Here is a 26,830-nt window from a genome sequence, read left to right on the forward strand (position 1 = left end):
GAGAATTACTCGGCGTCCTTGGCGGTCTCGTCGACCTCGGTCACCTTGGCGTTCTCGACCAGGTGGTCGACGGCCTTGGAGCGACGGATGGACTCGCGGACGGCAGGCATGCGGCCATCGGCGATGAACTCGGCCTTGGAAGCCTCGACGTCCTTGACGCCGGCCTTCTCGAACTCGGCGTTGATGTCGTCCTCGGTGACCTCAATCTTGAGCTCACGCGCGAGGGCGTCCAGAGCCAGGGACTCACGGGCAACGTCGTTGGCCTGCTTATGCAGGTCGCCGATGAACTGCTCCATGGTCAGACCGGAAGCGGGCAGCCAGGTGTCGAGCGTCATGCCGCGGGCAGCGAGGTTGGACAGGAAGTTCTGGCCAAGCTCCTCAAAGACGGACTGCTCGTAGTCGGCGTCCATCTCGTCGAGCTGCAGACGCTCGGCGAGAGCGGAGACGCAACGGTTCTCCTTCTCGGCCGGGAGGCGGGAAGCCTTGTCCTGCTCAATCTCAATCTTGATGGCGTCGCGCATGGCGTCGATGCTGTCGAAGCCAAAGTCGGACTTGACGAGCTCGTCGGTGAGCTCGGGGGTGTTGCGGACCTTGATGCCCTTGACGGTGACCTCGACGGTGTGGGTCTCGGCCTCCTCGCCCTCCTCGGCCTCGTCGGTCCAGGTGACGGACTTGACGTCGTCAACGTTGGCGCCGATCAGAGCCTCGTTGAACTCGGCGGGGTTGCTGTCGCTACCGGCGATGAGCATACGGCCCTCGGCGGCAAAGTTGTCGGCGTTCTCGACGGCCTTGAGGTCGACGGTAACGTAGTCCTCGGACTCGACAGCGCGGCCCTCGACATCCTCGAAGGTGGCACGGTAGTTGAGGAGCATCTCGACCTGGTTGTTGATCTCGGACTCGGTGACCTCCGCAGGGGGCATCTCGATCTCGACAGCGTCGAAGGAGGAGAGCTCAGCGGCGGGACGCAGGGAGAACTCGACGGTGTAGGTGTAGTCCTCGTGATCCTTAGCGAGGTCGAGCTCCTTGTAGTCACCGTTCTTGGTGGGGACGATGTCCAGCTCGTTGAGGACGGCGGGCTCGTTGGCGGCGATCAGGTCGTTGGTGGCCTGAGCGAGGGTAGCCTCGGCGCCAAGAGCAGAGTCGATAACCGGACGGGGAGCCTTACCGGCGCGGAAGCCCGGGAAGCGGTACTTCTTGGCGGTCTCCTTGTAGGCCTTCTTGATCGCGGCGTCGACGTCGGCGGCCGGGATGGTGACCGTAGCGGTGAGCTTGGCGTCCTTGACGTCAGAAGCGGTGATGTTCAACACGTTCCTCCTCATACTGCCCAGCTTATCTGAGGTGCTGGTACCTTTATGCAACAAGCGTCGCGAGGGCATAAGCCGACGCGGGTGCGTTGGTGCGGGCGAAAGGACTCGAACCTTCACGGGAATCCCACCAGAACCTAAATCTGGCGCGTCTACCAATTCCGCCACGCCCGCATGAGCGCACAGATTAGGAATGATAGCAGATACGAGCGGCAAGCGCACGCACACCTTTAACAGGCTCACGACCTCACCACGAGTGCGAAAGGCGGGGCGAGTTGCCCCGCCCCGCCCATTACGACTTGTTCGCCGACCCGCTACTCCCCCAGCAGGGCCTTCTCGGGCGTGATCGGCAGCGAGCGCACCTGGTGGCCGGTGGCGTGTGCCACGGCCGATGCAACAGCGGCGAGCGGCGTGTTGATGACGACCTCGCCGATCGACTTGGCACCAAAAGGACCCGTCGGCTCGTAGCTCGGCTCAAAGGCCACGCGAATGCTGCCGATATCCAGGCGCGTGGGCAGCTTGTAGCTCATAAAGTTGCCGGTGCGCAGACGACCGCGGTCGTCGTGCTCCACGATCTCGTAGAGCGCGTGGCCGATACCCTGGGCAATGCCGCCCTCGGCCTGAACGCGCGCGAGCGCCTCGTTGATCACGGTGCCGCAGTCGACGGCCGCCGCATAGTCCACCACAGTCACCTTGCCGGTGGCCTTGTCGACCTCGACCTCGGCAATGCCGGCCATAAACGGCGGAGGCGAAACGGGCAGGCAGGCAGAAGCGTGCGAGGTGAGCGCGTCGCCGCCCGCGATGTTCTTGACGCACAGGTTGGCAAAGTCGCGCAGCGTGAGGTAGCGGCCGCGCTCACGAGCGGCACGCTCGTCGGACAGGCGCACGTACTGGCCGTCGAAGACCACGTCGGCGGCGTCAACGTCCCACATCTGAGCGGCCTTGGCGCAAATCTTCTCGCGCAGCTCGGTCGCGGCGTTCTTGGCGGCAAGGCCCGTCACGTAGGTACCGGAGCTCGCGTACGAACCGGCGTCGAACGGCGACACGTCGGTGTCCACGCCGCGCACCACAATGAGCGAGCTTTCAACGCCCAACTCCTCGGCGGCAATCTGCGCCAGAATCGTGTCGACACCCATGCCGTTATCGGTGGCGCCGGTGCCGATGGTAATGAAGCCGTCCTCTTCCAGGCGCATATCGATGCCGGCGATGTCGACATTGGAAATGCCCGAGCCCTGCATGGTGAGCGCACAGCCCAGAGCACGCACGCGGTCGCCCAGGTCGACGGCCAGCGGCTTGTCGCGCCAACCGATCATGTCCATCGCGCGCAGCAGGCAGCGGTCGAGTGCGCAGGCGTTGAGCTTTTCGTTGTAGTACTGCGGCATGATCTCGCCCTCGCGCACGATGTTCTTAAGGCGCAGGTCGGCGGGGTCCATGTGCAGCATGTCGGCGAGCTCGTTAACGGCGCTCTCCACGGCAAACTGGCCCTGGGTGGCACCGTAGCCGCGATACGCGCCGCCGCGGTTGGTATTGGTGTAGACAGCGTCCCAGCTAAAGCGGCTCGCCTTTACATGGTTGTAAATCGGCAGGCTCTTGTGGCCCGAAAGGCCGATCGTCGTGGTGGCGTGCTCGCCGTACGCGCCGGCGTTGGAAAGCGTATGCAGGTCGATGGCCGTGATGGTGCCGTCGTTCATGGCGCCCAGCTTAACGGTCATCTGCATCTGGTGGCGCGAGTTGCCCGCAGTGATGGTCTCCTCGCGGGTGTAGCAGCAATAGCTCGGACGGCCGGTCTGCTGGGTGACGAACGCCACGAAGATCTCGCAGCAGCCCGTCTGCTTGGAGCCAAAGCCGCCGCCGATGCGCGGCTTAATGACCTGCACCTGCGACTGCGGAATGTCGAGCGACTGCGCGACCATGCGGCGCACGTGGAAGGGCACCTGCGTGGAGGTGGTCACCGAGATGCGCCCGAACGCGTCGGTCGTCGCAAAGGCGCGGAAGGTCTCCATGGGCGCGGTCTGCGTGGCCTGGCTGGTGTAGGTACGGGTAAAGACGACGTCGCTCTGGGCGAACGCCTCGTCCAAGTCGCCAAAGTCGCTCGAGCCGCTGCACACCAGGTTGCGCGGAACATCGCCGCCCTGCGGGAACATAAAGGTCACGTCGCCCTCGGGGTGGACCACGATGTCGTTATCGAGTGCCTGGGTAAAGTCGAGCAGGGGCTCGAGCACCTCGTAGTCGACCTTGATGAGCTTGAGCGCCTTATCGGCGGCCTCCTCGGTCTCGGCGGCGACGATCGCCACCTCTTCGTTTTGGTAACGGACGAGGTTCTCGAGAATCAGACGGTCGTAGGGACTCGGCTGCGGATAGCTCTGGCCGGCAATGGTAAAACGGCGCTTGGGAACGTCCTCGTAGGTGTAGACGCCCACGACACCGGGCACCTTCAGGGCGCGCGACGTATCGATAGAGCGAATCTTGGCGCGGGCGTACGGGCTGCGCTTGAGTTTGACGATGAGCGCACCGGCGGGCACCATATCGCCCGTGTAGACGGGACGGCCCTCGAGCAGGGCCTTCGAGTCCTTCTTGGGCTGCTTGTGAGTGATCTGCTTGTAGGTGACGCCGTCGCAGCTGGTGTCATTGACCGGCAGCTCGGGCAACTCAAAGCCCACCTGTACGCCAGATTCGTTGAGGAAGCGGACGATGGCGCGCAGCTGGCTCTCGTAGCCGCTGCAGCGGCAGAGGTTGCCGGCAAGCTGGCGCGAGAGCTCCTCGCGCGTGGCGACGAGGCTCGGGTCTTCCTTGGCGGCACGAGCGAGCGCCAACACGTTCATGATGAGGCCGGGAGCGCAAAAACCGCACTGCTCGGCACCTTCGACAGCCATGGCGCGAGCGAGCGCCTCGGACTCGGCCTTGAGACCCTCGAGCGTGGTGACGGAGCGGCCCTCGACGCGCGCGGCGGGAACCGAGCAGCTCAGCACCGGGTCGCCGTCGAGCCACACCGTGCACAGGCCGCAGTTGGTGGTTTCGCAGGCGCAGCGCACCGACGCGCAACCCTGCTCGCGCAGCAGCGCAAAGAGCATGGTGTCGGGGGCAATCTGAACCTTGACCTTGCGGCCGTTGAGCGTAAAGGAAAGATCGATGAGTTTGGCAGCCATTAGCGCACCTCGCTAGAATCGACGCCGGGCACGCGGCGGCAGGAATACTCGTCCGTGGCGAACTTGGGGATCTGCACGCCCTCGAGCTCGCGGGCAAGCGCGGCCGAAAGCTCGATGCCGGCGGCGCGGCGCACGGCCTGCACGGCAAGCGGCGCCGAGATGCGACGGCGGTACTCGGCTGAGCCCCACAGGTTGGTGCCGTAGCTCAGCGCGCGCACGGACGCGGCAAGGGCACGCAGCTCGTCCTCGGAAGGCTGCTCGTTCACCAGGCCGCATGCCTCGCCCTGCAGCAGGGTCGCGCGCAGCGGACGGGCACCCACGGTGACATGCCAGCTGTTGTCCCACCAGGCGGCGGTAACGTTTAGGGAGGGGAAGTCGGTCGCGGCCTTGCGTACGGCCTCGTAGCTCGCGCGGTAGTCGTGCTTAACGACCACGACGTGCTCGATCACGTCGCGCACATAGCCCATGTTCACAAACTCGGCAAGCGGCACGCGGCCGGCACCCGTCAGCTCAACATAGGAATCGAGCGCGAGGAAGGCGGAGAGAACATCCGAGAAGCCAAAGCGGCCGTAGATGCTGCCACCCACCGTGGCGGTATTGCGCAGCTGCACGCCCACAATGTCGTGGACGGCAAACTCAAATACGTTGTTGACGAGCGCGTTGAGTTCGGCATGGCGCTCGAGTTGGCGCAGGGCACACATGGCACCGATGCGAAACTCGGTCTCGGTCTCCTCGATCTGATCGAGTCCGCAGGCCGAAAGGTCAATCGCCGTCGCCACGCGACGCGATCCCAGGCGCATCCAGATGCCGCCGCCCACAATCTTGTTGTTGCGGTTCTTCTGCAAGAGCTCATAGGCTTCGGCCGCGTTTCCAACACGGACGTAGGTACCGAACTTGAGCACGTTCTCCCCCATCTCTTCACTTGTCCAGCACCTTTAAGTGTACCAAACGAGGGGCCGCACACCGTTTTAGGACAAAATCCACCCACCCATCCATAACTTGCGGTGATATACGGACTGATTAGCCGTTCCGGGGCGCTAAACAGTCCGTATTTCACCGCAAGTTATGAAGAGTCCTCCAGGATAGAAAAGGCTCCCAGCCAAGATGACTGGGAGCCTTATCACATGCTATGTCGAGCGAAGATTTAGCAGACGCCCTGGGCGAGCATGGCGTCGGCGACCTTCAAGAAGCCGGCGATGTTGGCGCCCATGACAAAGTTGCCCTCCTGGCCATACTCCTTGGCGGTGTCGTCCACGTTGTGGAACATGCCGCGCATGAGCTGCTCGAGCTTGCCGTCGACCTCCTCGAAGGTCCAGGACAGGTGCTCGGCGTTCTGGCTCATCTCCAGGCCGGACACGAGCACACCGCCGGCGTTGGCAGCCTTACCGGGCATAAAGGCGACGCCGTTCTCCTGGAAGTAGGTCGTGGCCTCGATGGTCGTGGGCATGTTCGCGCCCTCGCCGACCACCTTGCAGCCGTTGGCGACGAGAGCCTGGGCGTCCTCGAGCAGCAGCGTGTTCTCGCGAGCGCAGGGCAGCGCGATGTCGCAGGGCAGCTGCCACACGCCACGGCCGTCGCCCTCGTGCCACGTGGCATTGGGCTTCTCGTCGACGTACATAGCGAGCGTAACGCCCTTGTCGTGGCCGGAGCGCTTCTTGTTGTAGACATGCTCGAGCACGGTGTAGTCGATGCCGTCGGGATCCTCGACCCAGCCATGGGTGTCGGAGCAGGCGAGCACCTTGCCGCCGAGCTGGGCGACCTTCTGGACCGCGTAGATGGCGACGTTACCGGAGCCGTGAACGACGACGTTCTTGCCCTCGAAGGAGTCGCCGCGGCTCTTGAGGTACTCGTCCACAAAGTAGACCAGACCGTAGCCGGTAGCCTCGGTACGGGCGAGCGAGCCGCCAAAGGAGAGGCCCTTGCCGGTGAGAACGCCAGTCCACTCGTTGGTCAGGCGCTTGTACTGACCGAACATGTAGGCAACCTCGCGGCCGCCAACGCCCAGGTCGCCGGCGGGAACGTCGGTGTTGGGGCCGATGTGGCGATAGAGCTCGGTCATGAAGGACTGGCAGAAGTGCATGATCTCGTTGTTGGACTTGCCCTTGGGGTCAAAGTCGGAACCGCCCTTGCCGCCGCCCATGGGAAGGGTGGTCAGGCTGTTCTTGAGGATCTGCTCCAGGCCCAGGAACTTGAGCATGCCCAGGGTGACCGTCGGGTTAAAGCGCAGGCCGCCCTTATAGGGTCCAATGGCAGAGTTGAACTCGACGCGGTAACCGCGGTTGACCTGAACCTTGCCCTGGTCGTCGACCCAGGGAACACGGAACATGACGATGCGCTCGGGCTCGACGAGGCGCTCCAGCAGGGCGGCCTCCTCGTACTCGGGGTGGGCGTCGAGCGCCGGCTGGATGGTGCCGAGGATCTCGGTCGCGGCCTGGATGAACTCAGGTTGCTCGGGATAGCGGGCCTTGAGCTCGTCGAGAACTTTCTGCGTGTAGCTCATGCTTCCTCCAATTGATGGAAAAGAAAAGTATCGTTCGAGGCGCCCCATGCGCCGCGAGCTTTATCGAGTATGGATAATATCGCACTGTTGCAGCAAAGTTTCGCATAAGCCGACGAGCAGATGTTTCGTTTTGATTACGATGCAGGTAGAAGCGTTTTTGAGCACCTGACGAACAACTCGCGTGTTTCGAAGCTGTTTCGTCCACATGTTCCAAACCACCACATTGGGGACAGGCACCTTTGTGGTGGTGTTGGCGGTTAGAGGACGAGCTGATGGTAGTCGGCGGGGGTTACGCGGCCTTCGGTGGCAGCGCGGAAGGCGGCGAGCGCATCGCCCGAGAACGGCATGGCCCAGCACAGACCGCAACCTGCGGTAATGGAGCCGGGCAAAGGCATAATGCGCCCGGGCACGCCGGCATCCAGGCACAGCTGCTCGCATTCCATCACATCGAAGGTGCTGTCAAACGACACGATAATCTTGCGCTCGTGGTCGAGGACATCACCGGACGGGCCTTCGCGGTGTGCCTCACGATACGCCGCGGCGGCCGCTTCCTCTTCCGCAGTATGTCCACAGCCACCGCAGCCGCAGGTACAGGGCTCGGACCCGTCGCAAGTGCAAGGCTCTCCCGTGTCGGGGCAAATATCGTGAGACATGGCAACTCCAATCGTCTAGGCGAGTAACTCTGCCGCCGCAAACTCCTCGGGCGTATTGACGTTTTCAAAGCAGAGCGTCGAGCCTGCGACCTTAACGATCTGCGGCTCATCCATATAACCAGCCTGAACGCGATTAATCAGGCAGCGAATGCGCTGACGGTCGCAGACGAGCAGCTCTTGGGCGACCGGCGCACACGCGTCACGGCGCCAGACGGCACAAAGCGGCTCAATCCCCCGCTCCTCGCGCGGCACGCACACGTCGAGCGCCTCGGCCTCAACACGATCGGCAAGCGCGCCGATGAGTTCCGGCGAGACAAACGGCATATCGCAGGCGACGATCGCCACGAGCGGCAATCGGGCCGCGGCCAACGAACTCGCGATGCCGCGCATGGCACCCGCCGGCCCTTCAAGGTCCGCCACCACACGCGGCACCAGGCCGCCAAACGCGCGCTCCTCAAGGTAGGCCAGCTCGCTGGGACGCGACGTCGTCACGACCAACTCGCCGGCAACTTGCGCCAGCCGGCCCAGCACGCGCTCGATGAGCGGCTCGCCGCAAAACGACATGCGGGCCTTATCGCAGCCCATGCGCGAGGACAGCCCGCCCGCTTGGACGACACAAGAAAGATCGGCACGTCTTACGGTAGTCATACGGCAAAACACCCCCATCGGCATGCTCGAAACCCGGTGCGCAAAGCTAAATACTGCCGCCGAAATAGCGGCGCTACGAAAAGCTCGTGCAAAAACAAAACAGCGCCTTTGCGGCACGCAGCAAGACCGCGAGCACAAAAGCGCTGGTAACGTATGGCGGGAACGTATGTGAATCGAACACATCCAAGACGTTTTGCACGCCTCGCAACGGTTTTGAGGACCGCGGAGCCCACCGGAGCCCATCCGTTCCCAAGTGCGGCGGTATTTTACCAAACCGAGCAGCCAATCTAGCGCAGGGAGCGCAGGCCGCCGGCCTCCTTGTCGAGCACCGTAAAGCGCACGGCATCCAGGTGCTCCAAGATGCTGATGGCGCGTTTGCGCGACACGCCCAGGGCCTCGCGCAGCACGCTCGTGGTGGCAGCGCCGCCGGCGGCCTCAATGGCGGCGGCGACGAGTTCGCGCACATGGGCCTCGGCGGCAGCGGACAGGGCAACGTTGCGCTCGACCTTCACGATCGAGCGGTTGAGCGAAAGCTCGCGCAGGGCACGCGTCATGGTGTCGCGATCGAGCTGCAGCTGCTCGCCCACCTCGGGCAACGTCGGTGCATCCAGGCCGGCCTCGTCAAGCAGCGCGACGATCCGCTCGCAAGCCTCTCGCACCACGCGTGCCGCCGCGGCGGCCGAATGTGGATCGAATACCTCGGCGCCCTCGGCGGCGCACACGCCACGCGAGCAGCCCTCGGCAATCAGAGCCGCGGCAACGTCTTCATCAGCGGCAGGCCACGCAGCATGGGCAACGGCGCCGGGCGTAAAGCCTGTCTCCTTGGGAGCCGCCGCGTGCATGGCTGACAGGGTCGCCGCCAGTGCATCCATCGCGGCGTCGAGCACCACGGCGTCCGCCAAGAGGTCTGCATCACCTACGGCAAGCTTGCGAACGGAGCCCTGCGCCACCAACCCGCGCAGTGCGGCATCGACCTCGCCGACACCAAGATCTAAAGCCTCGGCAACATCAATCGCCGTAACCGGCAGCGTCTGCAGCGCCAACCAAGCGCCCACACCGCCCGCGATATCGCCGGACTCGAGCGCTGCAAGCAGCGTGCGCTCCTCCGCCGAAAGCTCTCGCGTGCGACGGCAGCGCGAAAGCAGTACACGCCCGCCGCCAATGAGCATAACGGGCGAATACGACAGCACCACGGCATGGTCTCCGGCTCGCAGCGGCAGCGGCTCCTCCAAGCGCACCTGCACGGTACGGGTCTCGCCCACCGCCATGGGGGCCTCGCCCTCCAAAAGCATGATGTGGCCGACGACCTCGGCCGTGCCGGCCATCACATGCACACGCGCGCCCGACTCGAGCACGCGCGGCTTGGCGCCCTCGCGGCCCAGGTAGGTGAACGTCATCATAAAGCGCAACGTCTGACCAAAGCGATCCGCCACGCCCAGCATCTCGCCGCGGTCAAGTGCCGCGACACCGTCACCAACTAGGTTGAGCGCCACACGCTGACCAGGCAGCGCGCGCGGCGTATCGCCATGCACCTGAATCCCGCGCACGCGACAGACCGTACGCGACGGCAAAGCCATCAGCTCGTCGCCCACCGCAACCGGCGCATCGTGCAGCGTTCCCGTTACGACAGTGCCGACGCCCTTAATCGTAAAGCAGCGGTCAATCGGCAGACGCGGTGCGGCATCGGTGAGCTCGGCACGGGCACGGCAGGAATCCCAGCAGGCACTTACCTGCTCGTCGAGCACCGCAAGCAGCCCGTCGATCCCCTCGCCCGTCTTAGACGACACGGGCACGATCGGCGCGTCCGCAAACACGGTACCCGACAAAAAGTCATCGGCGTCGAGCTCGGCAAGTTCGGCCATCTCGTCGTCCGCAAGGTCGCACATGGTCAGCGCCACCACCATATGCGTGACGCCCAACAGCTCCAACACGTGCACGTGCTCACGCGTCTGCGGCATTACGCCCTCCACGGCCGAAACCACCAGCACGGCCACGTCGATACCCGTGGCGCCCTGCACCATGGCGCGCAAGTAATGCGCGTGGCCCGGCACGTCGACCAGGCCCACGATCTTGCCACTCGGCAGCGCCAGCTCGCCAAAGCCCAGCTCCACGGTCATACCGCGACGGCGCTCAACCTCCAGGCGGTCGGGGTTTTTACCCGTCAGCGCCTCGATGAGCGCCGACTTACCGTGGTCAACATGTCCCGCCGTACCTACGATAACGGGACACTCCACCAGTGCTTGAACCTCACTCATCGAGCAATCGCCTTCTCAACGCACGCGACGAGCGTCGATGCCGCCGTCTCGATATCGCGGTCGCCCACGAGCGTGCGCACATCAAACAGAATGCGGTCGTGCGAGGTGCGCGTGACGACCGGCGTATCGAAGTCTTGGACGAGCGAGCGCTTGAGCGCATCGACGGACAGGCGCCCGTCGACCGGGCAGACGGCCACGCACATCGTAGGCAGCTCCACGGTAGGCAGCGAGCCGCCACCGGGGGTCGACGATTCCTCGACGATCTCCACCTGAACGGCGCACGGGCAACCGACCTTATCGAGCCCGGCAACCATACGATCGCGAAGCTTGCGGGCACGTCGTTCCAAATGGGCCTGCGGCAGCGTAAGCATACTGAGCACCGGAATATCACGGTGGGCAACATCGGCGCCGTCCATGTAGATACGCAACGTGGCCTCGAGCGCAGTAAGTGCCAACTTACCCGGGCGCAGGGCGCGCATAAGCGGATGCGACCCACAGGCCTGGACCAGATCGCGACGGCCCATGATAATGCCCGCCTGTGCGGCACCGAGCAGTTTATCGCCCGAGCACGACACCAGATCGAGCCCTGCCGAAACCGAAGCCGGCGTGGTTTCTTCGCCGCCGCGAACCAAGATGTCATCGGGCAGCAGCGCGCCCGAACCCTGGTCCTCGTAGAACAGCAGGCCATGCTTGTGAGCAAGCGCCGCAAGCTCCCGAGAACCCACCTCCTCGTGGAAACCCACGATGCGATAGTTAGAAGGATGGACCTTAAGGATCATGGCCGTATCGGGCGTGATGGCGCGCTCGTAGTCCGACAGGTGCGTGCGGTTGGTGGCGCCGACCTCGACGAGTTTGGCGCCCGAAGCCGCCATGACGTCGGGAATACGGAAGCTGCCACCGATCTCGACGAGCTCGCCACGGCTCACGATGACCTCTTTGCCCGCGGCATGGGTGGCAAGCACCAGCAGCACCGCGGCGGCATTGTTGTTGACGACCAGCGCGTCCTCGGCACCGGTGAGCGAGCGGATCAGTTGCGCGGCGTGCTCCTTGCGCGACCCGCGCGAACAGGTGTCGACGCTGTACTCGAGCGTGCTATACCCGCGCGCAACCTCGGCCACGGCCTTTGCCGCCGACTCCGCAAGCGGGGCACGGCCCAGATTGGTATGGATGACCACACCCGTGGCGTTGACGGCGGGGCGCAGGCTCGGCAGCGCGGAGCGATGCGCACGCCACTCGATGGCCGAGGCCAGGTCGCGCTTAGAGCGCGGGGCGGCACCGGCGCGAATGGCGGCGCGCTCCTCGTCGAGCTCGGCCGTCACGGCAGCATGGACCACCGCGTCGCAGGTCTCCCCCGCCGCCTTCACCACCGGCCACTCGGCAAGCAGCTCGTTGACGGAAGGAATGGCGCGCAGGCGGGCGCGCACCTCATCGGACATGTTCTGGCTATCGCTCATGTGCGGCCTTTCAAAAGAAACGTGGATCAGTCGAATACATCAGCTGAGTCAATTACTCGTCATTATCCCCGCGCGCCGCGATCTTTTCCACGCGAACGGCGTTTTCCTGAGTGAGCGCAGCACCCGTCAACGGGTCCCAACGCAACGGCGTATGGTCGAGCGGGCCCACGCCCAAGGCTTGAGCGCCACCGGCATCGGCGCCAAGCGAACGCCCGCCGGGGGCGGCCGACGTAAAGATGCACGCCGGATGCAGATAAGGCGTCGTCTCCACGCGCACGCGGTCGCGGCCCATATCACTCACGAGTTCGACGATCTCGCCGTCGGCGATGCCCATGTGCGCGGCAGCATCGGCATTCATCTGCACGGCATCCAGGTCCGACCCAGCCTCGGCGGCACCTTGGGCTGCAAGCCTTCGCGAGGTATGCGACTCAAAGGGACGGTTGCCGCTAATGAGGCGAAACATCCCCAGGCCCGGCTCCACCATGGGGGCGATCCAGTTGGGTACACGACCCAGGCCGGCTCGTTCCCATACGTCGCTTGCCAGCGCAATTTTGCCGCCATCCAAGGGAATCGCCGGCTCGCCCGTACGCGACGGCAACGCAACACACGTGTCGGCCCAGCCGCGCTCCTTGAGCTCGTCCAGATCGATCCCAAAAGGCGCCACCTGGGCAGCCGCCAGGTCGTCAGACGTAAACCGGAAGTACTCGCCAGCCCCACACGCCTGCGCCAGACCGGCAAAAATCTCCCGACCGGGACGTGCGTCGTCATGCTGCACAGGCAGCACGGCGTTGCGGTAGAACACCCGCGAATCGTTGGCACCCACGACTGTGCCCACACCGCGGTCGGCCTCCAGATACGTCACATCGGGCAGCACGAAGTCAGAAGCGCGCGCTGTCTCGGACCAGCGGATATCAATCGTCACGAGCAAGTCGAGCTGCTGCAAAATACCCAACCACGCTCCGGCGTTGCCATAGCCTGCCCCGGGATTGCTAGCATAGACGATGATCCCACGCAAATCGCCGGCCAGTATCGACTGACCGATGGTCGTGCACAGGCCGCGCACCGGATCGACCAATGGATAGCGCTCGGACCCCAGCTTGGGCCCGCGAGGCACCGGCGGCGTCGCAAAGCGCGCGGGATCGAGGTCGCTCAACACAAGCGGCGTGGGCGGATTGAGCGCGCCGCCTACATGCCCGATGCAGCCCAGCAGCACATCGACCAGGCAGATAGCGCGCGCGGTCTGGGTGCTATTGGCATACGCGATACCGATGCCACCATGAAAGCCCGCATCCACCACAGCGGCAGGCGCGGCGGCAGCGAGATCGCGCGCCGTGGCGACAATCTCTGCGGCCGGCACGTCGCACATCGACTCGGCCCACTCGGGCGTCCAAGCACGGGCCGCCTGCGCCAGCTCGTCAAAGCCTGTGGTATAGCGGGCAACAAACTCGTGATCGTACAGGTCCTCGGCAATCAAGACATGCGCAATGCCCAGCAGCAAGGCCAGGTCGCAGCCCGGGCGCACGCGCAGCCAGCGGTCGGCAAGCGCGGCCGAGCCGCTGCGCCGGGGGTCGACCACGATAATCTTCGCCCCACGGCGACGGGCATCGTTGAGCGCATCAACAGCCCCCATCGTCGACGAATCGACGATGGAACGCCCCAGATACATGATGCAATCGGTATGCGACAGGTCGGTGGCGGGGCTGTAACCCAGGCTGTGCTCCCAGCCGGTGAGACGGCTTACCTCGCAGGCACCGTCGGCACCATACACGTTGGGCGAGCCCAGCGCATGCATAAGGCGATATGCCCAGTAGCGGTCGAACGAGGGCACGCCGAGCGTCATGCCCAGCGCACGGGGGCCACGTTCGTCAACAATCCCCAAAAGACGCTCGGCAATCTGGGCAAACGCTTCGTCCCACGAAATCGCATCGAACCCCGAGCCATCAGCTCGTCGGCGCATGGGGTGCACAATGCGATCGCGCTCGTCAAACGGCATAGACAGGCGATGCCGACCGCGGGCGCACAGGGCACGCGCCGCGCACGGATGCCCCACAACCGGCAGCTCGGCCACCACGCGACCGTCCTCAACGCGTGCCGCAAAGGCGCAATCGGCATAGCATCCCCCGCATGTAGTCACCACGGCGCGACCGTCACGCTTCACAGCAGATGCCATCTCGATTACCCCTTTCATCAGCCAAACACAACAGGCCAAAAGCCCGGCAACGAGTCCCAGGCCAAAAAAGCCTCCCGCACGGCAACGCCCCGCGGGAGGCCCAACGTCAAACAGACGGTACCTTACGCCTCGGACTTCTTGGCGTAGATAAACCAGTAGCCGAGCGCGACCAGAACCGCGCCGCCCACGATGTTGCCCAGCGTGGCGGCGGACAGGTTAAACGCAATGCCCGCAGCGTTGAGCGCATCGGCGCCGGCGACGTCAGCACCATAGCCGCACGCGTGCATCACGGCACCCATGGGCAAAAAGTACATGTTGGCAACGCAGTGCTCAAAACCGCAGGCCACAAAGGCAGCGATCGGCAGCAAAATACCCACGACCTTATCGACCACGGTCTTGCCGGCGGTACCGATCCACACGGCCAGGCACACAAAGATGTTGCACAGGATGCCGCGGAAGAAGATCGTCACCCAGTCGATCGTCACCTTGCCGGCGGCGACGCTCACCATGGAATTGGCAACCGCCTCGCCGTTGAGTTTGTAAATGCCGGCCATGTACACCAAAAAGACGATGAACAGAGCACCGACAAAATTACCGACCCATACGACGACCCAAGCCTTGAGCATCTGAGCCAGGGTGATCTTTTTGCTCTTGAGCGCGCAGACCATAAGAGAATTGCCGGTGAACAGCTCGGCGCCGCACACCAGTACCAGCACCAGGCCCAGGCAAAAGCACAGGCCGCCCACGACGCGCTGGGCACCCCAACCGAGCGTGCTGTCGCTCAAAAACACTGTAAAGAACAGGCCGCCGAAGGCGATAAAAGCGCCGGCGAACATTGCCAACAGAAAGGCCTTAGCGACCGGCAGGTTAGCCTTGGTCACGCCGGCGGTCTCGGTCTTGGCCTCGATCGCGGCGGGCGCCAGGCAATCGGGAGCGGAGTACTCCACCTTGGAATCTGCCATGTCAATCACTTCTTTCCTAATCAGCAGAGACAAGCGCTCCTATTGCTCTTGCCCCAAGCGGACAAAGTGGGAAAAGTCGTTGGCGGCCACGGCGTCGTACACGGCGTCGACGGCGTCAAAGACTTCCGGGGACATGGGGTTGTAGAACTCCGTGTCACCCGGCTGAATCCCGACGAAGACGATATCATCGCACGATTGCTCGATTTCCTCGATCAGAATCGACAAGGGAAGCGAATGCGTGGTGAACATCGACTTGCGGGCCACATCGCGCTTGTCGAGCAAGCGGATGGACCCGACGGGCAGCGCCATGTCGGCGGCATCGACCAAGACCAGGCGAGGCGGACGCTCGCGCTTGACCTCGATGATGTCATCCTCGGGCGTTTGGCCGCCGTCGATGGTGTACCAACCGGCGATGGGTGCGTCCTCCATCTTTTTGGAGAGCACGGGGCCGGCGGCATCGTCGGCACGCAGTACGCTTCCCGCCGTGAGCACGATACCCGCAAACGGGGCTCCGTTCACACGTCCATCCACAACGCGACCCATTACTGCAACCTCCCCGTCAGATACACGCCCGACACATCGCGCACGCGCTCAACCAGATCACGGAACTTCATCAAAAACGCGACCTGCTGGGCATGCAGGCCAAAGTCGTCGTCGAACACCGAGATGCCGGCCTTGGCCGACCCGCGAAAACCGCGCTCGTCGAGCAACGCATCGCAGGCCTCGAGCAGCGACGGCACCGCCGCCTTGTCGAGCTGGCACTCACCAAAGGAGCGGATGGCCTCAAACTTGGTTTTGGCCTCCCCCTCCGGCAGCGCGTCGACGAGCGAATAGAAGACGTTCACCGGCACCGACAGGCGCGGCTCAAAGCAGTCGAGCACGCCGGTGTGGTGGCCCACGGCGAGCGTGTAGTACAGCACGTCGCAGGCCTCCTGGGGAACGTCTTCCTCGGTCTCCACAAACTTACGCGTGAGCTCGTAAAAGACCACCTGGTCGGGCGCATGGCCCAGGCAGGGGTCGGCGACGCCCTCGGCGGCCTCGTCGCTTGCGCGCGAGGCATCGCCAAAGGAGCCGCCGAGCATACCGGGGCCCGCAAAGTAACCAGAGCGGTCCGTGAGCTCCATCTAGCGACCTCCGGCCAGCACCAGATCCTGCAGCGCCGAGTACACCTCGACGCGGCGCGGATCGTCCTGCTTGTCGATGAGCAGCGCCATGGCACCGCGGATATCGCCCTTGGGCGCGCCCTCGAGCGTATCCATAAACTCATTGGCCAGGTCGCGGCCGTAACGGTAGCCGCTCATGGCGCGAGCCTCGCGCTCGATGGCGACGCGCAGCTTGTACGGCACGCCGGGGTGCAGGATATCGGCCTGCTCGCCGGCGGCCTCCACCGTGGTCTCGGCATGGAGCTTTTGGTCCAGCAGACCGAGCGCCATGGCAAAGCCGTAGATGGTCTGCGCGGGGCTAGGCGGGCAGCCGGGGATGTAGACATCGACCGGCAGAATCTTGTCCGTGCCGCCCCAGACGCAGTAGTTGTCGTAGAAGATGCCACCGGTGCAGCCGCACGCGCCATAGGACACCACGATCTTGGGATCGGGTGCGGCCTCAAAGGCGCGCAGGGCCGGCATGCGCATGGCACGCGTCACGGCACCGGTGTACAGCAGCACGTCGGCGTGACGGGGCGAGGGCACGACCTTGATGCCAAAGCGCTCGACGTCGAAGACGGGCGTGATGGAACCGAAGATCTCGATCTCGCAACCGTTGCAGCCGCCGCAGTCGACACGGTAGACGTACACCGAGCGTTTGATCTTCTTAAGAAGGGTCGCCTTGGCCTTCTCGATGCTCTCGTCGAGCTCGATCTTGGTCGGGCGGTACTGAAGCCGCTCGGGCAAAAGCGTGGGTTCGGCCATGGTTACTCCTCCTTCGTATCAAAATCCATGATGATGCCCTCGACCGGTGCAGGTCCAGCGGGGATCTCGGGCGCATCGGGGTTGAGCTCGCGGTCGATATACTCCGGGTTCACGCCGTGGCCGCCCAGATACTCCATGCCGGGGCCCTGGGGCTCACCGGACGCAAGCGTCTCGTTGGCAGCCATGCCGCGCGCGTTGCCGGTCTTTACGGCCGAGGCGGCGCGCAGGGCGTCGAGCTCACGCTTGCACTCCTGGCACATACCGACGGTACGGGCGGCCTGCTCGGCCTCCATGCCGCCGGCCTTTTGCAGCAGGCGCTTGGCGTAGTCGATCTCCTTGTGCGGGGCAAACGGCTTGCCGCAACGCGAGCAGTGCTCGAGCGTATAGACGCTCTTGCTGGTGAGGTCGTCCTTGCTCATGACGGCCAGCTCAAACTCCTCGGTGAGCTTGATGGCCTCCATGGGGCAGGCTTCCTCGCAGCGGCCGCAAAAGATGCAGCGACCGTAGTCGATCGACCAGGTGATGGTATCGGCCGCAAGGTCGGTGTCCATGCGAATGGCATCGGCCGGGCACGCCACGCCGCAGGCACCGCAGGCGATGCAGAGCTCCGCGTTGTGCTCGGGCTTGCCGCGCATGTCCTTGTTGGTGGGGAACGGCGCAAACGGGTACTTGACCGTCGCGTCGCCAGCCTTGGCGTTAACCTTCCAAAGCTTCAGCATATTAGAGCGCCTCCTCATCGAGCGGAGCGGCCATGGTGCCCTCGCCCGCAAGCGGCGACTTGTCGCGCCAGACGTTCTCGAACTGCTCCTTGTCGAGCACGTGGTCGCGCTTGGCGGCGACATCGGTCACCGTCACGCGGTCGGTGCAGGAGTAGCACGGGTCGAGCGAGCCGACGATCAGCGCCGCGTCGCCCACGGTGTTGCCGCGGAACATGTAGCGCAGGACCGGCCAGTTGCTGTACGTGGCGGCCTTGGCGCGCCAGCGGTAGCACTTCTGGTTATTGCCGAGCATAGCCCAGTGCACGTCCTCGCCGCGCGGCGCCTCGGTGGCGCCGATGGCGTACTTGTGCGGGGTGTACTCCCAATCCGTGGTGAGGATGGGGCCCGACGGGCAGTTCTCGAGCATGGTCTCGATCATGTCGATCGAATCGTAGACCTCCTGGATGCGAACGGCGGTACGGCCGAAGGCATCGCAGGTGTCGGCCGTAGCGGCGTGCATCTTTTGGACGTCCGGATCGGCGTAGCCGTCGAAGGGATGGTCAAAGCGCACGTCGCGGGCATAGCCCGAGCCACGCATGAGCGGGCCGACCGGCGAGAAGTCGCGTGCGATCTTGCGGTCCAAGATGCCGATGCCACTCGTACGCTCAATAAAGTTGGGCGTGGAGAGCAAGACGTCGACGAGTTCCTGAACCTCGGAGCGCAGCTGGTGGATGGTCGTGAGCGTGGAGAGCTTCTGCTCGGCCAAAATGTCGCGACGCACGCCGCCGATCACGTTGAGGCCGTAGGTCTTGCGGTGACCGGAGAGCTTCTCGGCCAGGTCCATGGACTTCTCGCGGACGCGGAAGAACTGCTGGAAGCCGGAGTCGAAGCCCGTGTAGTGCGATGCGAGGCCAATGTTGAGCAGATGCGAGTGCAGGCGCTCGACCTCGAGCATGATGGCGCGGATGTACTGGGCGCGCGGCGGGACATGGATGCCCTGGGCGCGCTCGACGGCCTCGGCATAGGCCACCGAGTGGGCGCAGCCGCAGATGCCGCAGATGCGGTCGGCGAGGAACGTCACGGCATCATAGTTCAGGCGCGTCTCGGCAACCTTCTCCATGCCGCGGTGCACGTAGAACAGACGGTAGTCGGCGTCGACGATCGTCTCGCCCTCAACGAACAGACGGAAGTGGCCGGGCTCGTCGGAGGTAATGTGCAACGGGCCCATGGGGACGAGCGTCGTCTCCTTGCCCTTGGTATCGGCCAAGAACTCGTAGTTTTCCATATCGCTCGCGGGAGCGGGACGGAAGCGGTAGTCCATGGAGTCCTTGCGCAGCGGGTACAGGCCGCTGGGCCAATCGTCGGGCAGCACCAGGCGACGACGATCGGGCAGACCCTCGGGGATCAGGCCGAACATGTCGCGAAGCTCGCGCTCGCCCCACACGCAGGCGGGGACGAACGGCGTCACGGACGGGAACGTCATCTTGGCGGGATCGACCTCGGTGCGCACGGTCACCCAGCCGGGGTCCTCCCCCTCCATGGAGATGACGTAGTACACGGCGTAACGGCCGCACAGACTGCGCTCATCGTTGCCGATGATCACGGGAATCCAACCGTAGCGCTCGTAATACAGGTAGTGGACGGCCTCGGGCAGCTTGTCCTGCTTGACGGTAATCGTCAGCTGGTCCTCGCACTGCCACTCGACCTTCTCGATGCAGCCCGGAACGGCGCGGCGCAGGGCCTCGACATGGCTCTCGCAGCGACGGGCATACACCTTGTTCTCAGTTTCAATCATTCGTTACTCCACCTCGCTCTGAGCGGTCTCGGTACCGAACACAGCGCGGTACATCGGCGTCGCGTGAAGTTCCTCGGTGCTCTGCTCGAGCACGATGCCGGTCGCGGTCTCCACACCGTGCACGAGAGGCAGCGGGGTGGCGATGCCAAACCACAAGATCATGACAGCCAGGATGATTTCGGGGATAAGCATGAGCGCCGGGGCCTCATGCTTGCCCATGCCCTGGGGCGCATGGCCGAATACCGACTTGAGTGCGATGCGGGTGAGCGCGGAGATGGCCACGGTAAGACCGAGGGCGACCACGACGACCAGCCACATGGGACCGGCGGTAACACCGGCGACAAAAGTCAGGAACTCGGAGATAAACATGCCAAAGGGCGGGAAGGCACCAAGACCGAGCAGCGCCAGAACGGCGAGCGCGGCGGTTGCGGGAGCAACCTCGACGACACCCTGGATCTTGGCCAGGCTACGCGTGCCAAAGGCGTGCTGGATGTTGCCGGACACGCAGAAGGCAAGCGTCTTGGTAAAGCCGTGGAACACGCAGTGCAGCAGGGCCGCGGCGATACCCAGCGGGCCACCGATACCCAGGCACAGGGCGATAACGCCCACGTTCTCCACAGACGAGTACGCAAAGCGGCGCTTGAGGTCGTCCTGGCGAAACATCGAGAGTGCCGCCACCAAAATGGACAGCGTGCCGACGATCAGCAGCAAAAGTTGCGGATACTCGGCGCCCACGGCCTGGATAGTAAAGCCGTAGAAGCGCATGATCACAAGCATGGCGCACTTAAGCAGCACGCCAGAGAGCAGGGCCGAGACAGGGCTCGGGGCCTGGGAGTGGGCATCGGGCAGCCAAGTGTGCATGGGGAACAGGCCGGCCTTGGTGCCAAAGCCGATCACGATAAACGCAAAGGCGAGGCGCATGAGCGTCGGATCGAACTGGTCGGCATACGGCAGCACGCACGACAGGAATGCGGCCTCGTGGGCGTTGGGAATCACGTCGGCGGCGTTGGCGTAGATCAGCAGCGTACCGAACAGGCCAAAGGCCACGCCGGCGGTGCAGACCATCGCATACTTCCAAGAAGCCTCGAGGGCCGTCTTGTTCTTGTAGATACCCACGAGGAACACGGTGGAAAGCGTGGTTGCCTCCACGGCGGCCCACGTGAGGATCATGTTGTTGGACAGGCACGCGAGCAGCATGGTGAACACAAACAGGCTAAACAGCGCAAAATACTGCTTGGCGCGCTCGGCGGGCATGGAGCCCTCCTCGATATCGGCCTTTACATAGGGCAGCGAGAACAGTCCCGTAAGAAAACCGATAAAGCCGATGAGCATCACAAAGATGGCACCCAGCGAATCGAGGTGGAACCACAGGCCAAGAGCGCTCGCGGTTTCGCCGCTCATAAGGACGTCACCGGCCGTCATAATCGACAGCACCAGGACGGCTGCGACGGAGACCAGGTTGAGACCGGCAAACACGTTATAGGACGTGTTCTTGGGCAAAAACGCCATGACCAGCGAGAACACCAAAGGAGTCGCGAGCAGGGCGAGAATCAACGTTTCCATGGACTACCCCCTCAGCTCGGACAGGTCGCGCGCATCGAGCGAGTGAGAGTCGTCCCAAATGCGACGCACGACGATGGACATGATGATGACGGCAAAGATGGCGTCGGTGGCGATACCGATCTCGATGATCTCGGGAGCGGTGGGAGCCAAAAGCGCGAGCGTCACATGGCTGCCGTTTTCCATAAGGCAGTATCCAAAGATCTGCTTCATGATGTTGCGCTGCGAGATGATGCAGGTGAGGCCCACAAAGAAGTGAGCGAAGCTAATGGCGAGCGCGGGCGTTGCGACCTCGGCCGTGGGCAGGCTGATCTGCGTCACGACGGCAAAGCAGATCGCGACCTCCACGGCGATGATGCAGATGGCCCACGCGGGCTTAAGGCCGGCCTTGAGCGATGCGTCGCTCGGCTCACCCATCTTCTTATATGCGTGGTTGAGGATATAAGGGACCAGGACGACCTTGGTGATAAAGGCAGATCCAGCCCACATAAGCAGCTCCTGCGCACCGGTGGTGACACCGAGCGTGGCGAGCAGCCCCACGAGCACCAGCGACTGCACCGCGTACCAACGGATGGCATGTTTGATGTTCTTAGAGACGACCACCATGGTGGACGTGACGATCAGAAGGCCGCCAAGGATGTTGACGATCGAATAACCCATGTCGTTCTACCTCCTAACCGATCCAGCTGGCCGAAAGCGGGCCGCTGACGATGACCATGATGATGAGCACGATGAACACGAACGCCATCGCGCGGGGAAGCGGGGCTCCCGCAGCGACCTCTTCGCTCGGCTCGCCGGGCAGGCAATAGCCCATCCACTTGAGGAACCAGGCAAAGGTGGCGACGGTCTCGGCGACCATGATGCACACGAGCACCAGGATCGCAACGTTGCCGGCACCCACAGAGAAGCCGCCGGCGATGATCTGGAACTTCGAGAAGAACGTGTTCATGGGCGGCACGCCGGCAATGGCGAGTGCCGCGACACCAAAGCCCACGCCCGAGATCGGGTACTTCTTTACGATGCCGCGAAGCTTGGGCAGCATACGCGTGCCGAGCGTAAAGGAGAACGAGCCGGCGATCAGGAAGAACAGCGTCTTGGCGAAAGCGTGGTTAAAGATGTGGCACACGGCACCGTCAAAGGCCAGCTGGCTGCCAAAGACCGAAAGGCCCAGACCAAAGAAAACATAGGAGAGCTGGGCGATCGTGGAGAAGGCCAGCAGGCGCTTCATGTCCTTTTGCGGCAGGTACATAAGGAAACCAAAGAGCATGGTGACCATGGCGTCGATAATGGCGACCCAGCCCACGATCTCGGGAATCTCGCCGGCAGAGACGAGTGCGCGCGCGAACACGCACACGCCGACCTTGACCATCGAGGCACCATGCAGGTAGGCCGAAACAGGCGTCGGCGCCTCCATGGCCGAAGGCAGCCACATGTACATGGGGACCTGTGCGGACTTGGCCCAGGCCGCAAACAGCACGAGCAAAAGGACGATAGCCTTGAGCTTGGCGTCGAGGCCGGCAATTGCGGTGATGGCGAAGGTGCCGGTGTGGGCAAATACGATAGCGGCGCCCAGGTACAGGCCAAGCGCACCGATATGTGTAATGATCAGGGCCTTCATGCCGGCCTTCTTGGCCGTAGGCGACATGTAGTAGCTAATGAGGCCCCAAGAGCACGCACCCGTGATCTCAAAGAACACGAGCTGGCCCAAAAGAGTCGAGCTGTACACAAGGCCGGCCATGGCACCGATGAAGGTCGCGAGGTACGCGTAGAAGCGACGACGCGGTGCGTCGGGATGCTCACGGTTATTCTCGCTCATATAGGGAATCGAATAGATCACGACAAGCAGGCCGATACCCACAAAGGCGGGCGCGAGCAGCGTGCTCATGCGATCGAAGGTGAATCCCATGACGAGGGTCTGCCCAAACGAGATCAGGGAGACCTGCGTGTCGGGCATGCCGGTGCCAGCGAAATTCGCGGCGAGGGCGATGGTGCAGGCCGTCGAGACGGCGGCACCCAAAACGCTGAACCACTTGGCGTACGGACGGGGGAACAGGGCGACGAGCACCGAGGCCACCATCGGGGCCGCGATAGCGACCAAGCCGAGAAGGGACAGACTGACTGCAAATGACATTGTTTCTCCCTTCTCCTACACGCCGACGACCACGAAGACAAACGCCAGAACGGCGATGCCCACGACGGCCCAGGTCTGATTGCCGAGCACCTTAAAACGCGAGCGCGAGCAGGAGTTCTCGATCACGCCGCACACGACAAAGTCGATCAGGCACTTCACCAGGAAGATGACCGCGCCCAGAACGGCGGCGCCGCCCACGGTCGCGGGCTCGCCCCAGGGGACGAAGATCGCGCAGAACCAGGCGACGACCAGGACCTGCTTCATGGACATGGCGAGCTTGGCCATCGCAAGCGACGGGCCGGAAAGTTCGGCGAGCGGACCTTCCTGAAGCTCCTGCTCGGCCTCGGCCTGATCAAACGGCAGCTTGCCGAGCTCCATATAGCAGGCAATCGCAAAGGCGATGCCGGCAAGGATCACGGCGACCGGCGCGTCGATGGCGCCCGTCATGATGTGCTGACCCATGGTGGCAATGTCGGTAGAGCCGCACACTAGGGCGGCGGCAAACAGCGCCAGCAGCATGGACGGCTCGATGAGCACGCTCATGAGCAGCTCGCGAACGCCGCCGATACCGGCGTAGGCGTTGGACGAATCCACACCGCAGAGGGCGAAGAAGAAGCGGGCGAGCGCCAGGCTGTACATGATGGTGATAGCGTCACCAAAGACCGGGATGGGACTTTGCGCCGTAAAGAGCGGCAGGCCCATCGCGAGCATAAAGGCGACGGCGAAGAACAGCGGCGGCATAATGCGCAGCGCAAAGCTCGCGTCCTCGCTCTGGGACTCGGGGCGCGCAAAGAGCTTGGCCAGGTCGCGGTAGTCCTGCATGATGCTGGGGCCGCGACGGTTGTGCATCTTGGCGCGGATCACGCGGCCGAGACCGGAGAAGAACGGCGCAACGGCCATGACGACCACGCCCTGCAGAACGGCAAGTACGATGTTGTTCATGCTCTCCCCTCCTTAACCCATTTGCACGGCGAGCACTAGGAACACCACGAGTGCCGCGACGATGTAGCAGATATAGATGCTGTAGTTGCCGCCCTCGAGCTTAGTCGCGAGGTCGGCGAGCTTCTCGACACCCTTATGCGGGGCATCGACGAGAACCTTGTCGGGTACGGGCTCCACAGCCTCAGCCACACCGGTGAGCTTCTGGAAGAAGTGCGCGATGGACCAGCAGACGGCCGTGCAGCGGTCACGCAGCGTGTAGAGCGGCTGCATAAACCAGGACACCTCGGAGGCAAAGGTCGTGGCCACGACGGGCATATGCTCGTTGGGAGCATAGCCGCATGCCCACGGCTGGGACTTCTGCACCTTACCGACGGTCTTGAGCTTGCGATAGCCGCAGGCAAGGCCGACGAGCACCACGAGCGCAATAGCGATCGCGGGCGTGGAGGTGGCAGCGCCGGAGTATTGGTTCATGAGCTCCATGCCCTCGGCGGCAAACACGCCACCGTACGGATGCAGCACGGACGCGGCGACATCGACCAGCACGGGCGCGATCACGGGAGCGCCAATGCCAAGCACGACGCAGATGGCCGCGAGCAGGCCCTGCGCAAACACCATGGGGGCGGGAACCTCCTTGGCATTAGCCGCGGCCTCGGAGCGGGGCGCGGAGGCAAAGGAGACGCCATAGGCCTTGACGAAGCACGTGACGGCCAGAGCGCCGGTAATGGCAAGCGCGACGGCAGCGAACACAGCCACGATCATGACGGCCTTGTCGCCCTGCATGGCGGCGTTAAAGAGCGACTGGTAGGTAAACCACTCGGACACAAAGCCGTTGAAGGGCGGGATGGCCGAGATGGCAAGCGCGCCAACGAGAAAGCAGATGGCCGTTGCCGGCATACGACGGAACAGGCCGCCCATCTTCTCCATATTGCGCGTACCCGTGGAGTACAGCAGCGCACCGGCGCCCAAGAACAGCTCGCCCTTAAACATCGCGTGGTTAAACGTGTGGTAGAGGGCGGCCATCAAAGCCAGGACGGCGATGCCGACAGAGTTGAGCGCCATGGCGGCCATGGAGGCGCCGACGCCGAGCAGAATGATGCCGATGTTCTCGACGGAGTGATAGGCCAGCAGGCGCTTGATGTCATGCTCCTGCAGGGCGAAGGCCACGCCGAGGACCGACGAGATCGCACCGAAGACCATGACCATAAGGCCCCACCAGACCTGAACGCCCGAGGCGGAGAGCAGGTCGAGACCAACCTTGAGGATGCCGAAGATACCGATCTTGATCATGCCACCGGACATGAGGGCACTCACGTTGGACGGCGCCTCGGGATGTGCCTTGGGCAGCCAGCCGTGCAGCGGGATGATACCGGCCTTGGCGCCAAAGCCAAAGAAGGCGAGCACGAAGCACACGGATGCGACCGCGGGGCTAAACTGCGTAGCGCGGAAATCCGCAAAGGCAAACGAACCACCGGCGAAGTTGGTCATGGTGAGGAAGCTCGCCATGATGAGCACAAAGCCCACGTGCGCGATTACAAAGTAGAGCCAACCGCCATGGATGGAGTTCTCGTTCTCCTCGATCACGACCAGGAAGTACGAGGTCAGCGACATGAGCTCAAAGGCGACCAGGAACCAAAACACGTTGTCAGCAGTGATGACGAGCATCATGGACGCCACGAAGGTGTTAAAGAAGAAGCCGGCGCGGCCCTTTTTGCCCGGGTACTCATCAAAGTAGTTGAGACCGTAGATCGAACCGGCAAACGCGAGCACCGAGATGAGCGCCACGAACAGGCCGGACAGCTGATTGAGCAGCAGCTGGAAATGGGCAAACGGGAAGAACACGATGGTGTCGACCGACGTGACATCGCCCAGCATGGCCTGGATACCGGCCACAAACGAAAGCACCGCAGCGACGGCGCCGATAAGGCAGCCGGCGGTCTTGGCGGCATTATCGGCCTTGATCAGCAGAACCGAGGCGAGCGCACCGATGCACGAGACGGCAAGCGATGCGATAAACAGCGTCATGCTATCCATTGTTTACGCTCCCTTCTGCTTTCTCGGACAGGCCCTGGGCCACGGCGGTAACGTCGACAGTCGGGCCGTTTTCGATCGAGCGCAGGCGCTTGGCCTCGTCGAGCTCGCGATCGGCCGCGCCGCCCATGACGGTCAGCGCCTTGGTGGGGCACGCCGCCACACAATGCGGGCCGTCCGGATCGAAGGCGCACAGGTCGCACTTAACGGCGCAGGTGTACTGGCCAGGAGCCCACGTAAGCAGGCTGCTCAGGGACTTAGGATACGAAGGCGTCGGGTCGCACATGCCTGCGACACCGGCGATAGACGTGCCATCGGGATGGATGGCTCCGAAGGGGCACGCGATGGCGCACAGCCTGCACCCGATGCACTCCTGCTCCTTAACGTGGATGCGATCGCCATCGTGCTCGATGGCATTCACCGGGCAAACCTCGGCGCAGGGGGCACCCTCGCAATGGTGGCAGGCAAGGGCGGCCGAAATACCGCCGGTCTTCACGAGCGCCAGGCGCGGCGTATCCTGAAGACCCTGCATCCGGTGGGCGTCGGCACAGGCGGACTGGCATGTTCCGCAGCCGATGCACCTCTCCGGGTTGATGTCGATGAAGCGGTTCATCCCCACTTCCTTTCAAAATAACGGGCCGGGCTCCCGAACGTACGGGACGCCCGGCCCAAAAAGC

The 26,830-nt window shown here is 63.6% G+C and carries 21 protein-coding genes and 2 tRNA genes; all 23 read right to left on the bottom strand.

The genetic code is table 11. The annotated features are described in order from the left end of the window. Positions 1-5: 5 nt before the first annotated feature. Complete coding sequence (gene tig / locus DW892_RS03770) at positions 6-1,307, bottom strand: trigger factor (RefSeq protein ID WP_158567021.1); 1,302 nt, start codon at positions 1,305-1,307, stop codon at positions 6-8. An 87-nt stretch (positions 1,308-1,394) separates the two neighbouring features. Then, positions 1,395-1,478 (bottom strand) — tRNA-Leu (locus DW892_RS03775). Between the two features lie 140 nt (positions 1,479-1,618). Next, entirely contained in the window at positions 1,619-4,450 is a 2,832-nt protein-coding gene (locus DW892_RS03780; RefSeq protein ID WP_117765799.1) for a molybdopterin cofactor-binding domain-containing protein, read from the bottom strand. Next, on the bottom strand, positions 4,450-5,364 hold the full coding sequence (locus DW892_RS03785; RefSeq protein ID WP_117765801.1) for a xanthine dehydrogenase family protein subunit M: 915 nt from the start codon (positions 5,362-5,364) through the stop codon (positions 4,450-4,452). The genes DW892_RS03780 and DW892_RS03785 overlap by 1 nt, the downstream gene beginning before the upstream one ends. A 230-nt stretch (positions 5,365-5,594) precedes the next feature. Further along, complete coding sequence (gene gdhA, locus DW892_RS03790) at positions 5,595-6,950, bottom strand: NADP-specific glutamate dehydrogenase (protein WP_117765803.1); 1,356 nt, start codon at positions 6,948-6,950, stop codon at positions 5,595-5,597. 257 nt (positions 6,951-7,207) lie between these two features. Continuing rightward, positions 7,208-7,603, bottom strand: a complete 396-nt coding sequence (locus tag DW892_RS03795) for a DUF3343 domain-containing protein (RefSeq protein ID WP_117765805.1) — start codon at positions 7,601-7,603, stop codon at positions 7,208-7,210. A 15-nt stretch (positions 7,604-7,618) separates the two neighbouring features. Continuing rightward, complete coding sequence (locus DW892_RS03800) at positions 7,619-8,251, bottom strand: molybdenum cofactor guanylyltransferase (RefSeq protein ID WP_158567022.1); 633 nt, start codon at positions 8,249-8,251, stop codon at positions 7,619-7,621. 154 nt (positions 8,252-8,405) lie between these two features. Further along, a tRNA-Sec gene (locus tag DW892_RS10390) sits at positions 8,406-8,502 on the bottom strand. Positions 8,503-8,538: 36 nt separating this feature from the next. Then, positions 8,539-10,506 carry a selenocysteine-specific translation elongation factor gene (gene selB, locus DW892_RS03805; protein ID WP_117765809.1) on the bottom strand — a complete coding sequence of 656 codons (1,968 nt, stop codon included), beginning with the start codon at positions 10,504-10,506 and terminating at the stop codon, positions 8,539-8,541. Further along, positions 10,503-11,960 (bottom strand): L-seryl-tRNA(Sec) selenium transferase, encoded by a 1,458-nt coding sequence (gene selA, locus DW892_RS03810; protein ID WP_199577667.1) that lies wholly within the window; start codon positions 11,958-11,960, stop codon positions 10,503-10,505. The genes selB and selA overlap by 4 nt, the downstream gene beginning before the upstream one ends. Positions 11,961-12,012: 52 nt before the next feature. Next, positions 12,013-14,130, bottom strand: coding sequence for a molybdopterin-dependent oxidoreductase (locus tag DW892_RS03815; protein ID WP_158567023.1), 2,118 nt, complete (start codon positions 14,128-14,130; stop codon positions 12,013-12,015). A gap of 122 nt (positions 14,131-14,252) precedes the next feature. Continuing rightward, complete coding sequence (locus tag DW892_RS03820) at positions 14,253-15,092, bottom strand: formate/nitrite transporter family protein (protein WP_117765813.1); 840 nt, start codon at positions 15,090-15,092, stop codon at positions 14,253-14,255. Between the two features lie 39 nt (positions 15,093-15,131). Next, positions 15,132-15,635, bottom strand: coding sequence for a hydrogenase maturation peptidase HycI (hycI, locus tag DW892_RS03825; RefSeq protein ID WP_055286177.1), 504 nt, complete (start codon positions 15,633-15,635; stop codon positions 15,132-15,134). Next, positions 15,635-16,216, bottom strand: coding sequence for a formate hydrogenlyase maturation HycH family protein (locus DW892_RS03830; protein ID WP_117564599.1), 582 nt, complete (start codon positions 16,214-16,216; stop codon positions 15,635-15,637). The genes hycI and DW892_RS03830 overlap by 1 nt, the downstream gene beginning before the upstream one ends. After that, a complete protein-coding gene (locus DW892_RS03835; protein WP_022095195.1) occupies positions 16,217-16,999 on the bottom strand; it encodes an NADH-quinone oxidoreductase subunit B family protein in 783 nt (260 codons plus the stop codon). It abuts the gene before it with no gap. Positions 17,000-17,001: 2 nt separating this feature from the next. After that, positions 17,002-17,718, bottom strand: coding sequence for a formate hydrogenlyase complex iron-sulfur subunit (locus DW892_RS03840; RefSeq protein WP_117765815.1), 717 nt, complete (start codon positions 17,716-17,718; stop codon positions 17,002-17,004). A 1-nt stretch (position 17,719) separates the two neighbouring features. Beyond that, entirely contained in the window at positions 17,720-19,492 is a 1,773-nt protein-coding gene (locus DW892_RS03845; RefSeq protein ID WP_022095197.1) for an NADH-quinone oxidoreductase subunit C, read from the bottom strand. Between the two features lie 3 nt (positions 19,493-19,495). Next, a complete protein-coding gene (locus tag DW892_RS03850; protein WP_117765817.1) occupies positions 19,496-21,055 on the bottom strand; it encodes a hydrogenase 4 subunit F in 1,560 nt (519 codons plus the stop codon). A gap of 3 nt (positions 21,056-21,058) precedes the next feature. Then, a complete protein-coding gene (gene hyfE, locus DW892_RS03855) occupies positions 21,059-21,712 on the bottom strand; it encodes a hydrogenase 4 membrane subunit (RefSeq protein ID WP_117765819.1) in 654 nt (217 codons plus the stop codon). A 13-nt stretch (positions 21,713-21,725) separates the two neighbouring features. Continuing rightward, positions 21,726-23,183, bottom strand: coding sequence for a hydrogenase 4 subunit D (locus DW892_RS03860; RefSeq protein ID WP_117765821.1), 1,458 nt, complete (start codon positions 23,181-23,183; stop codon positions 21,726-21,728). 15 nt (positions 23,184-23,198) lie between these two features. Then, entirely contained in the window at positions 23,199-24,125 is a 927-nt protein-coding gene (locus DW892_RS03865; protein ID WP_117765823.1) for a respiratory chain complex I subunit 1 family protein, read from the bottom strand. A 12-nt stretch (positions 24,126-24,137) separates the two neighbouring features. Then, positions 24,138-26,156, bottom strand: coding sequence for a hydrogenase 4 subunit B (hyfB, locus tag DW892_RS03870; RefSeq protein ID WP_117765825.1), 2,019 nt, complete (start codon positions 26,154-26,156; stop codon positions 24,138-24,140). Then, on the bottom strand, positions 26,149-26,766 hold the full coding sequence (locus DW892_RS03875) for a 4Fe-4S dicluster domain-containing protein (protein ID WP_117564604.1): 618 nt from the start codon (positions 26,764-26,766) through the stop codon (positions 26,149-26,151). Before DW892_RS03875 ends, hyfB begins: the two co-directional genes overlap by 8 nt. Between the last annotated feature and the right edge of the window lie 64 nt (positions 26,767-26,830).

Source organism: Collinsella sp. AM40-7AC (assembly GCF_003468125.1).
GTDB lineage: Bacteria > Actinomycetota > Coriobacteriia > Coriobacteriales > Coriobacteriaceae > Collinsella > Collinsella aerofaciens_O.